Origin of the sequence: Streptomyces sp. NPDC052040, from assembly GCF_044548405.1 — a bacterium.
Classification (GTDB): domain Bacteria; phylum Actinomycetota; class Actinomycetes; order Streptomycetales; family Streptomycetaceae; genus Streptomyces.
Window position 1 is genome coordinate 46,534 of sequence record NZ_JBIUBV010000027.1, and the last position, 9,940, is coordinate 56,473.

At 71.7% G+C, this 9,940-nt stretch carries 10 protein-coding genes; 8 read left to right on the plus strand and 2 right to left on the minus strand.

Features of this window, described 5'->3' with window-relative positions:
- The first annotated feature begins 27 nt into the window (after positions 1-27).
- Complete coding sequence (locus tag ACIHAA_RS31400) at positions 28-1,338, plus strand: MFS transporter (protein ID WP_399823147.1); 1,311 nt, start codon at positions 28-30, stop codon at positions 1,336-1,338.
- Positions 1,339-1,345: 7 nt separating this feature from the next.
- On the opposite strand, the gene ACIHAA_RS31405 is transcribed toward ACIHAA_RS31400, so the two are convergent.
- A complete protein-coding gene (locus tag ACIHAA_RS31405) occupies positions 1,346-1,960 on the minus strand; it encodes a TetR/AcrR family transcriptional regulator (RefSeq protein WP_399823149.1) in 615 nt (204 codons plus the stop codon).
- Between the two features lie 238 nt (positions 1,961-2,198).
- Complete coding sequence (locus ACIHAA_RS31410) at positions 2,199-3,704, minus strand: MFS transporter (RefSeq protein WP_399823151.1); 1,506 nt, start codon at positions 3,702-3,704, stop codon at positions 2,199-2,201.
- 183 nt (positions 3,705-3,887) lie between these two features.
- On the opposite strand from ACIHAA_RS31410, the gene ACIHAA_RS31415 reads away from it, so the two are divergent.
- The 7 genes from ACIHAA_RS31415 (at position 3,888) to ACIHAA_RS31445 (ending at position 9,850) form a co-directional block, all read left to right on the plus strand.
- A complete protein-coding gene (locus ACIHAA_RS31415; RefSeq protein WP_399823153.1) occupies positions 3,888-4,880 on the plus strand; it encodes an Lrp/AsnC family transcriptional regulator in 993 nt (330 codons plus the stop codon).
- 91 nt (positions 4,881-4,971) lie between these two features.
- A complete protein-coding gene (locus tag ACIHAA_RS31420; protein WP_399823154.1) occupies positions 4,972-5,493 on the plus strand; it encodes a putative immunity protein in 522 nt (173 codons plus the stop codon).
- A gap of 383 nt (positions 5,494-5,876) precedes the next feature.
- Complete coding sequence (locus ACIHAA_RS31425) at positions 5,877-7,214, plus strand: glycoside hydrolase family 3 N-terminal domain-containing protein (protein WP_399823156.1); 1,338 nt, start codon at positions 5,877-5,879, stop codon at positions 7,212-7,214.
- Positions 7,215-7,369: 155 nt separating this feature from the next.
- On the plus strand, positions 7,370-8,122 hold the full coding sequence (locus ACIHAA_RS31430) for a carbonic anhydrase (protein WP_399823158.1): 753 nt from the start codon (positions 7,370-7,372) through the stop codon (positions 8,120-8,122).
- 174 nt (positions 8,123-8,296) lie between these two features.
- On the plus strand, positions 8,297-8,611 hold the full coding sequence (locus tag ACIHAA_RS31435) for a DUF6400 family protein (protein WP_399823160.1): 315 nt from the start codon (positions 8,297-8,299) through the stop codon (positions 8,609-8,611).
- The gene (locus ACIHAA_RS31440; RefSeq protein ID WP_399823162.1) at positions 8,598-8,855 is read left to right on the plus strand and encodes a hypothetical protein; all 258 of its coding nucleotides are present in this window, start codon (positions 8,598-8,600) and stop codon (positions 8,853-8,855) included. The genes ACIHAA_RS31435 and ACIHAA_RS31440 overlap by 14 nt, the downstream gene beginning before the upstream one ends.
- Before the next feature lie 161 nt (positions 8,856-9,016).
- Positions 9,017-9,850 (plus strand): PIG-L family deacetylase, encoded by an 834-nt coding sequence (locus ACIHAA_RS31445; protein ID WP_399823164.1) that lies wholly within the window; start codon positions 9,017-9,019, stop codon positions 9,848-9,850.
- The last annotated feature ends 90 nt before the right edge of the window (positions 9,851-9,940 follow it).

Here is a 9,940-nt window from a genome sequence, read left to right on the forward strand (position 1 = left end):
TCGTGGATCCCCGAGCGGAGTGGGTGTGTGACGGAGTTGGCGAAGCAGGGGCAGGACGCCGGGGCGGAGACGGATGGCCGAAGCCTGCGGCGCCATCCGGACTTCCTGCTGTTGTGGAGTGGTCAGACGGTCAGCGAGATGGGCTCGGCGGTCACCCAGATCGCGCTGCCGCTGGTGGCGGTCGTCGCGCTCAAGGCGAGCACCTTCCAGGTCGGGCTGTTGACCGCCGCCACCACGGTGGCGTTCGCGCTGATCGCGCTGCCCGCGGGCGCGCTCGTCGACCGCGGCTCCAAACGCTCCGTCATGATCGTCTGCAATCTGCTCCGCCTGCTGATCATCGGCTCGGTGCCACTGGCGGCGGCCCTCGGCGCCGTGACGATGGCGCAGCTCTACGTCGTCGCTGTCGCGGCCGGGGTGTGCACGGTGTTCTTCGACGTCGCGTACCAGAGTTATGTGCCGTCGCTGGTCCGCGCCGAACTCCGGATGGACGCCAACGGCAAGCTGGGGACCACCCAGGCGTTCGCGCAGCTCGGGGGACCGGGTTTGGGCGGGGGCCTGGTCGCGGCGTTCGGCGCCGCGGGGGCGATGACGGCCGACGCCATCTCGTACGCGGTCTCGGTCGTGTCGATCCTCGGCATCAGGACGCGCGAGGAGCCCCCGCCCGCGCGGCGCGAGGGCGAGACGCTGCGGAGCCGGATCGCCGAGGGCCTGCGCTTCGTGGTCCGGCACCGGATATTGCGCAGGGTCGTGGCGTGCACGGCCACCGCGAACCTGTTCAGCGGCATGAGCACGGCGCTGACGATGCTTTTCCTCGTCCGGGTGCTGCATGTACGCCCCGGACTGACCGGGCTGGTCATGGCGGTCTCGGCCGTCGGCGGGATCGCCGGAGGTGCCTTCGCCGGTCCGCTCGCCCGAAGGATCGGCTCGGCGCGGATCATCTGGGTGTCGATGCTGGTGTTCGGCGCGCCGCAGATCATCGCGGCGGCTGCCTGGCGCGGCTGGGGCGTGCTGCTGTTCCCGCTGGGCTGCGGCATCGCGTACTTCGCCTCGATGGTGTACAACGTCGCGCAGCTCAGCTACCGGCAGTCGGTCACACCGCCGGAGCTGATGGGCCGGATGAACGCGGCCGTGCGCTGGGTGGTGTGGGGCACACTGCCGCTCGGCAGCACCCTCGGCGGAGTACTGGGGACGCTGGTGGGTGTACGGCCCGTGCTCTGGCTGGCATTCACCGGGTCCTGGGCGGCCGGCTGGTTCGTGTTCTTCTCCCCGCTGCGCCACCTGCGCGATGTTCCCGAACCCGGGCCCAAGTCCGAGTCGGCATCCGTGGCCACGAGTTGACACCTGCTCACGTCCGCGCGGAGGCTCCGTTGGCGAACAGGGCGGCGTAGCCGCGGGCCTGCTGTTCGGCCGAGGTGTCCGAGAGCAGAGCCTGCTGCGCCACCTGGCCCACGAGCAGGGAGAGCAGACAGGACGCCACATCCTCCGGAACGGCGTCCTCGGGCAGAGCACCGTCTGCCTTCCAGGTGACCGCGGCATCGTGCAGCAGCTCGCGGAAGGCCCGGTAGAGCGGGGCGGTCCGCTCCAGGAGTGCGGGGCTGCTGAGGGCGGCGCTCCAGCCATGGACGGCCACCCGCAGCAGTGAGTACTCCTCGTGCCGGGCGAACGCCTCGACCGTACGGGACAGTTGGCCCATCACCTCGGCGGGCGGGGGCAGCGGATCGGCCGTCAGATACGGCAGCATCACCGCGGTCAGGCCGTCCAACGCGCTGCCCATGGCGGCCTCGACACCCTCGTCCTTGCCGCGGATGTACTTGTACACCGTCCCCGTGGACAGCCCACTGAGGCCGATGATCCCCTCCATGGTCGCGCCCTGAAGGCCGTCGCGGTCGACACAGGCGCGTACGGCGTCGAGCACCTGGTTGCGGCGGGCGGCGAGATAGGCATCGGTGACGCGCGGCATGCCATCAAAGCAGAGAGATGATTCTTGTTTGGCAAGGCAGGACCCCTTGCTGGATTCCGTCGCACGGCGTCGTCCTCGTCGTCGTGCGGACCCCCCGCGTCGTCCTCTTTGTCGTGCCGTCCACCCCCGCGTCGCCTCGCGGGAGGCTCTGCTCAGTGCCGTCTTCCGGGCGAAGCCGGACTCCGCGGAAAGGGAGCAGGTGCGGGGGTGGGGAGCAGGTGCGGGGGTGGGGCTGTGCTCAGAGGTCGGCGGACCGGCCTACGGGCTGCACGGAGGCCGCGGCGGGCGTGTGCGCCTGGTGGGGGATCCGGGCGGAGTGGGGCCGTTTGATGAGGAACCAGGCGGCCGCGGCCGCGGCCAGGGCGAGGAGCCCGGCTGTCAGGAAGACATGGCTCAGGCCCGAGGCGTAGGCGTCGGCGATCAGGTCGCCCACCGACGCACGCCGCCCGGGCGGAACGGACGCCATCAGACGGGGAGCCTGCCCGGCGCCGAGGTCGATGGCCGTACGGTGGGCGTCGCCGCGCCAGCCGCCGGAGGTCAGCGAGGCGCTCGCACCGTGAACGAAGACCGCGCCGAGCACCGCGACTCCCAGGGCGTGACCGAGCTGGCGGAAGGTGTTGACGGCGGCTCCGGCCGTACCGGCGTCCTCCGGCGGGGCCGCCTCCATCGCCGCGGAGACCAGCGGCGCGATCAGCATGCCCGCTCCGAGACCGCTGACGACCAGCCCCGCGAGCAGCACCGTCCAGTCGGAGGAGGCGTCGACGGCGGTCTGGGTCAGTACGCCGATGCCGATGAGGAGGAGACCGCCGGTGACCGGGATCCGGGCGGGCAGATGGTGCAGTCGGCGCCCCGCGAAGGAGGCGACCAGAAGCGAGGACAGGCTCAGCGGTGTCACGACGAAACCGGCGGCCAGCGGGCTCATGCCCAGCACGGACTGGAGCCAGACCGAGGTGTATCCGAGGTGGGCGAAGGTCGCCAGCTGAAGGACCAGTGCGGCGATCATGAGCCCCGCGAAGGCGGGCCGCTTCAGCAGCCGTACGTCGAACAGGGGGTGTCGGACCCTGGACTCGACGACCACGAACAGCGCCAGGCAGAGGGCGCCCGCGGCCAGCAGGCTCACGACCAGGGGGCTTGTCCAGCCGTGGTCGGTGCTGGAGATCAGGCCCGCCACCAGGCAGCCCGCGGCCACGGTGAAGAGGACGGCTCCCGCCAGGTCGAAGCGCCGCGGCGACTCCCGCCTGGTCTCGGGCAGCACCCGCGCGGCCAGGAAGAGGGTGACGGCGGCGACCGGCAGGTTGACCAGGAAGACGGCCTGCCAGCCCCAGACCTGGGACAGGATCCCGCCCAGGGTGGGCCCGGCGGCCGCCGCGCAGCCGCTCACCGCGCCCCAGGCGCTGAAGGCGATGGCCCGGTCGTGTCCGCGGTAGGTGGCGGTGAGCAGCGCGGTGGTGGTGGCGAACATCGCCGCGCCGCCCACTCCCTGCACCGCCCGCCCGGCGACCAGTGCCAGGTCGGTCGGGGCCAGACCGCAGGCGAGGGACGCCGCGGCGAACACGCCGGTGCCCAGGAGATAGATCTTCCGGCGGCCGAGGAGGTCGGCCGCGGAGCCCGCGACCAGCAGCAGCGCGGCAAGTGCCAGGGCGTAGGCATCGATGATCCATTGCAGCGAGGTCATCGAGGCATCGAGCGACCGGGAGATCTGGGGCAGGGCGACGTTCACGATGGTGACATCGATCAGCAGCATGAACGTACCCAGGCAAATGGCCACAAGTGGCCACCACTTACGCATGGAATCTCTCACTTCAGACGTGGGGCGAGCGGGCCTCCGGCAGGAGCCGCGACCCTCGCCCAGTCTGGGGAGACCGATGCCGGCGGTCCATGTAGTGTCCTTGTTGCGGGACGATGAGCCTGGAAATGAGGCATCACGGTGGGAAAGCTCGATCAGGACGACCTGGATCGAAAAATCATCCACGCCCTACAGATCGACGGCCGGGCGTCCTTCCGGCGGATCGCCGAGGTCCTGGACGTGTCGCCGCAGACGGTCAACCGCCGCTACGCCCAGCTGCGCACCTCGGCCGCCCTGAAGGTGGTGGGTCTGACGCACCCCGGGGCGGTGGGCCAGGAACGGTGGCTGCTGCGGGTGCGCTGCGCGCCGAGCGCCATGGGCGCCGTCGCACAGGCCCTGGCCCGGCACGAAGAGGCGATGTGGGTGCATGTGACGTCCGGCGGGACCGAGATCGTGTGCGTCGCCCACAACAACGAGGACGCGGAGCCGCTGCTGCTGGGGCGGCTGCCCCGGACCCCCCAGGTCCTCGCGATCACCGCGCACTGCATTCTGCACAGCTACTACGGCGGACCCGACGGCTTCGTCAACAAGATCAGCCCACTCAGCGAAGAGCAGGTCGAGGCCCTCGGACCGCTCCCCGCGGAGAGGGTCGATCCGATCGCGCTCACCGATCTCGACAGAGCCCTGCTGAAGGTTCTGCGCTCCGACGGACGGGCCACCTTCCAGGACCTGGCCCGCGCCGGTGGCTGCGCCCAGTCGACCGCGCAGCGCCGCGTCGCCGAGCTGTACCAGCAGGGCGTCCTCTACTTCGACGTCGACCACTCCGAGGATGTCTTCAGCCGCGCCAGGAACGCGATGCTGTGGCTCTCGGTGGCGCCGAACCGGCTCGACAGCGTCGGCCGGGCCCTGGCCGCGCACTCCGAGATCTCCTTCGCCGCGTCGACCACGGGCACCACCAATCTGTTCGCGGTGGTGAGCTGCACCAGCACCCGGGCGCTGCACCAGTACCTCACCGGTCCGCTGGCGGCCCTGCCCGGGGTCTCGGCGGCGGAGACCGCACCGGTCATCCGCATGCTGAAGCGGTCCGGGCAGCTCGTGGGGCAGCCGGGCACCGGCCGCCGGACTTCGGGTTGAGGGTTGAGGGTTGAGGGGTGCCGGGTCCACCGGCGGCCGGGAGGCGCATATTCCTCGTACCCGCGAACGCCCGCACCGGCATGATGTGCGGGTGGACGAGGTGACCATCAGCGAAGAAGACCGTCGGCTCCTCGGAGTCTGGGCCGCCGACTGCGCCGTACGGGCGCTCACGCTGTTCGAGGCGGAAGCGCCCGGTGACGGCCGCCCCCGGGAGGCGATCGAGGGCATCCGCGCCTTCACCGTCGAGGGGAGGCGGACGGCACGGCTGCGGTCCCTCGCCTGGGCGGCCCAGGCGGCCGCACGTGAGGTCGACGACCCCGCCGCCTCGGCCGCCGCCCGCGCCGCGTGCTGCGCGGCGGCGACCCCGTATCTCCACCCCCTGGCCAGTCCGCACCAGTCGAAGCACGTCCTCGGCCCCGCGGTCTACACGGCGCGCGCCCATGAACTCGCCGCGGACGGCGGCCCGGAGGCCGGTGACGGGGAAATCCGGTGGGCGGTCGAGCACGCCCCGGCGGAGGTGCGCGAGCTGCTGCGGCGGATGCCCGCCCGGAGTCCCGGCCGGAGCCGACTGGATGTGCTCTATCACCGGCTGGACGCGGCCCTCCGCCACTGAGCCGTGGCGGGACCCCCACGTCCCCGTTCTCGCTCCCGCCGCACCGGAGCCCGGTCCGGCGCGGCGGGAGCGAGAACGGGGACGGCGGGCGGGGGCGAGAACGGGGGACGGCGGGCAGCGGGCAGCGGGCAGCGGGCAGCGGGCAGCGGGCAGGATCTCCGTACGGCCTTCATAGGCCTTCATGCGGCCTTCACCGGACACCCCGCGGCGAGCGGTGCAGCAAGGCCTGCCAAGGGTTGCAAAGCGGAGGGGCAGTCCTCAGGATGGAGCCACTCCCGGCCCCCGGCGCCTCCACCGGAACGGGCCCGGTGCACCGGGAAGCGGAGTCGGGCCACGGGCCGGGCACCTCCGCACAGGAGCACCCCCGCACAGGAGAAGAATCGATGACGATACGTACTCCACGGCTCGGGATACGCCGCGCCGCGGCCCCCCTCGTCACCCTGATGCTGGCCACCTGTGCCTGCGGCCCATCGGCCGCGCCGGGAGGTGCCGCCGGTCCCGCCAGCAGCGCCGCCGACCGCGACGCGGGCACCTCGGCCGCTGCCGCCCCCACGTCCCTCCCCTCCCCCGCAGGGAACGCCCCTACCGGCCCCGGCACGTCGGCGGCCAGCACCACTCCCCCTGCCGCCCTCACCGCGGTCCCGCCCCGAGGACCGGCGCTCGCTCCCGCCAGCTGCGTCGACCGCTACTTCTCCGCCATGACCCCCGCCCAGCGGGTGGGCCAGCTCTTCATGGGCGGCATCCCCGCCGCCCCCCTCGACCAGGACCGACTGCGCACGCTGCGGAACAACCACGTGGGGTCCATCATGCTGACCGGCCGCAGCAGCGCCGGGATACAGGCGACCCGCGCCCTCGTCGGCAGTGTGCGGGGGCAGGAGGACCAGGCCGGCGGGAAGAAGGTGGGGATGTTCGTCGCCACCGACCAGGAGGGCGGCCAGGTGCAGGTGCTGAGCGGCCCCGGGTTCTCGGCCATACCCAGCGGGCTGACCCAGGGCAGCTGGTCCACCACGACACTGCGCGGCCGGGCGGCCGACTGGGCGGGGCAGCTCAAGTCCGCCGGGGTCGATCTCGATCTGGCTCCGGTCGCCGATGTCGTCCCGGCGAGCCTGGGCACCCGCAATGCCCCGATCGGCCGCTACTCCCGCGAGTACGGGCACACTCCCGATGCGGTGAGTTCCCACAGTGCCGCGTTCGCCAGTGGTTTCGCGCAGTCGGGCGTCAAGACCACGCTCAAGCACTTCCCCGGGCTGGGCCAGGTCCTCGGCAACACCGACACCACCGCGAACGTGACCGACGCGGTGACGACCGCCACCAGCGCGAGTCTCACCCCGTTCCGGGACGGCATACGCGCCGGTTCGCCGTTTGTGATGGTCTCCCTCGCCACCTACACCAAGATCGACTCAAAGCATGTGGCGGCCTTCTCGCCGACCGTCATCGGCCAACTCCTGCGCGGCGGGCTGGGTTTCCAGGGCGTGGTCATCTCGGACGACCTCGGCGACGCGGTGGCGGTACGGTCCTTCACCCCCGCCCAGCGGGCGGTGAACTTCATCGCGGCGGGCGGCAACATGATCCTGACGGTGCGGTCGGACGTCGTACCGGCCATGGCACAGGCCATCACCGCCCGGATGCAGCAGGACGCCGCCTTCCGGGCCAAGGCCGACGACAGTGTGCGCCGGATCCTCACCGCCAAGCGGGACGCGGGACTGCTCACCTGCGGCTGAACGTCCGCCCGGCGGTCGGGGCGCCCGTCTGTGGGCCGTCGGTGGCAAAGTGCCCGGCTGCCGGTGGCGCCTGCACCCGCGCGCACCCGCACCGACTGCACAATCCCTTGGTCACGGCGTACGGACGTGTGCCAGCGACTCAAGGAGAACGACCCATGGACCGAGGAGAACGGCCCGATCGGAGAACTCTGCTGGCCGGGGGGCTGGCGGGCGCCGCGGTCATGCTGGCCGGGTGCTCATCGAGCCGGGCGGTTCCGGCGGCGGCGAGCCGTTCACCCGAGCAAGGGCCCGCCCCGACGACCCGGCCGACGACGCCCGCCGCAGCATTCGCCCGGCTCGTGGAGGGCAACGCGCGCTGGGTGAGCGGCCACCTCCAGCACCCCGACCGGGATCCCGACCGGCGTCAGCTCGTGGCGCAGCAGCAAGAGCCCTTCGGGTCGATCCTGTCCTGCATCGACTCCCGGGTACCGCCCGAGCTGCTCTTCGACACCGGTCTGGGCGACCTGTACGTGATGCGCACGGGCGGGACGGCGGTCGGGCCGATCGTCACCGGCTCCGTCGAATACGGCCCCATGACGAGCAGCACGCCCCTGGTGGTGGTCCTCGGACACCAGCGCTGCGGCGCGATCAAGGCGGCGTACGGTGCCCTGCGCGACCGCAAGCCGCTGCCCGGCAATCTCCAGGCGATCGTCAGGGCGCTGCGGCCCGCGTACGAGCAGACCGTCCGTAAAGGGGGCACCGACCCGGTCGAGACGATGGCCCGCGCCCAGGTCGGACTGGCCGCCCGCGCCCTGCGCTCCAACCCCGGCCTGGCCCCGCTCGTGAGCAAGGGAGCTCTCGCCGTGGTGGGCGCCTACTACTCCCTCGACACCGGCAAGGTGGAGGTTCTGGACGGCGCGCCCTCCTGACGGCCGTCGGGCGGGGCGAGCGGGACCGTACGGGACCCCGCTTCCACCCCCCTGACCTGCCCCTACGGGAGGGAGTGACGGCGTACGGACCGGGTGTGCCGCCACGCGCGGACGCCTGTGACTTCCCCCACCGACCCTTGCCCCGCCCGGCGAGGGTTACCTACGTTTTGCCGCATGTCCCCCCACGACCCCACCCTTCCCACCGAACCGGGCGCATCCCCCGCGGACGGCCGACCCCGGGCGCAGCGCCCGGACGACTCCTCACTCGTCGGCTTCAGCGTCGACCTGACCTCGCACGAGGCACTGCGCCGCACCCATGTCCTTGCCGCACTCGGCCCCGACTGGGACCCCATAGCGGTGCTGAGCGACGAGGACAAGGCACATGAGCTGCTGTACTCCCACCTCGACGAGGAACAGCAGCGCCTCTACGACGACCTGGTCGCGGCCGGTGTACTGCCCCGGCGGGAGAGCGGCGATGCTGCCGCTTGACCCCCAGGCGGACATCGGCCGCCGCGCTTGGCTGGCCTGTCCGAACTGCAACGACCGCGAGGGCTGCGCACCATGCCAGGAGCGGCGCACCTGCACCGAGCACTGGCGCTATCTGCTCTCCACCACCGGCAGCCTGCTCCACCTGCAGTGCCCCTCCTGCACCCACATCTGGACCCACGAGTCCGGCTTCGGCGCCACCCGCTCCCGCACCGACGACTTCCCGGGCGGCTTGGGCCGTCTGTAACCGCACGGCACCGGTCGCGTCGTCGGCCGGGAACAGCCGGGACGGGCTGTGCTGTTGCACTCGCCGGGAGGCCGGAGCCGCGCTGACGGGCTGCGTGGAGACCGACGGGTAGCACCGACGTGATCCGGCGCCATGGCTTGAGTACACAGGAGGACTGTTTGATGAACGACCGGCCCTTGACGCTGATGGCGGTGCACGCCCATCCCGACGACGAAGCCACCGGAACGGGGGGCGTTCTCGCGCGCTATGCGGCGGAGGGCGTGCGCACGGTCCTTGTGACGTGTACCGACGGCGCCTGCGGTGACGGACCGGGGGGTGTCAAGCCGGGCGAGCCCGGGCACGATCCGGCGGCCGTCGCCCTGATGCGGCGTCAAGAACTTGAGACCAGCTGCGGCATTCTGAAGATCAGCCATCTGGAGACGCTGGACTACGGCGACTCCGGGATGATGGGCTGGCCGGCCAACGACGCCCCGGGATCCTTCTGGCGGACTCCCGTGGACGAGGGCGCCGCCCGGCTCGCGGCACTCATGCGGCAGTACCAGCCCGATGTGGTCGTGACCTATGACGAGAACGGCTTCTACGGCCACCCCGACCACATCCAGGCCAACCGCATCACCACGGCGGCGCTGGCGATGACCTCGCTGGCGCCGAAGGTGTACTGGACGACGGTGCCCCGCCCGATGATGCAGCGATTCGGTGAGGTCATGCGCGAGTTCCATCCGGAGGGGCATGAGCCGGATCCCGCGGAGGCCGCCGCGATGGCCGAGATCGGGCTTCCCGAGGAGGAGGTCACCACCTGGGTGGACACCACCGCGTTCAGCGGTCAGAAGTTCGATGCGCTGGCCGCGCACTCCAGTCAGAGCGAGAACATCTTCTTCCTCGGGATCGGCCGGGAGCGGTTCACCGAGTTGATGGGCGTCGAGACCTTCGTGCGGGTCCAGGACAGCACCGGCGCGGCCGTGCCGGAGAACGACCTCTTCGCCGGACTGCGCTAGGTGTATTGACCCGTGAGGTTGGGGACGCGGCTCGCGGGTGGTTGGCCCTTTAGCGCGGTGTGTCCGCGGTGGTGATTGTAGGTGTGTAGC

Bases quoted from the DNA above. Each gene is read 5' to 3' on its own strand.
- ACIHAA_RS31410 (WP_399823151.1), bottom strand. From the start codon at position 3,704: ATGCTGCTGATCGATGTCACCATCGTGAACGTCGCCCTGCCCCAGATC.
- ACIHAA_RS31430 (WP_399823158.1), top strand. From the start codon at position 7,370: ATGGACCGAGGAGAACGGCCCGATCGGAGAACTCTGCTGGCCGGGGGG.
- ACIHAA_RS31445 (WP_399823164.1), top strand. From the start codon at position 9,017: ATGAACGACCGGCCCTTGACGCTGATGGCGGTGCACGCCCATCCCGAC.
- ACIHAA_RS31405 (WP_399823149.1), bottom strand. From the start codon at position 1,960: ATGCCGCGCGTCACCGATGCCTATCTCGCCGCCCGCCGCAACCAGGTG.
- ACIHAA_RS31435 (WP_399823160.1), top strand. From the start codon at position 8,297: ATGTCCCCCCACGACCCCACCCTTCCCACCGAACCGGGCGCATCCCCC.
- ACIHAA_RS31425 (WP_399823156.1), top strand. From the start codon at position 5,877: ATGACGATACGTACTCCACGGCTCGGGATACGCCGCGCCGCGGCCCCC.
- ACIHAA_RS31440 (WP_399823162.1), top strand. From the start codon at position 8,598: ATGCTGCCGCTTGACCCCCAGGCGGACATCGGCCGCCGCGCTTGGCTG.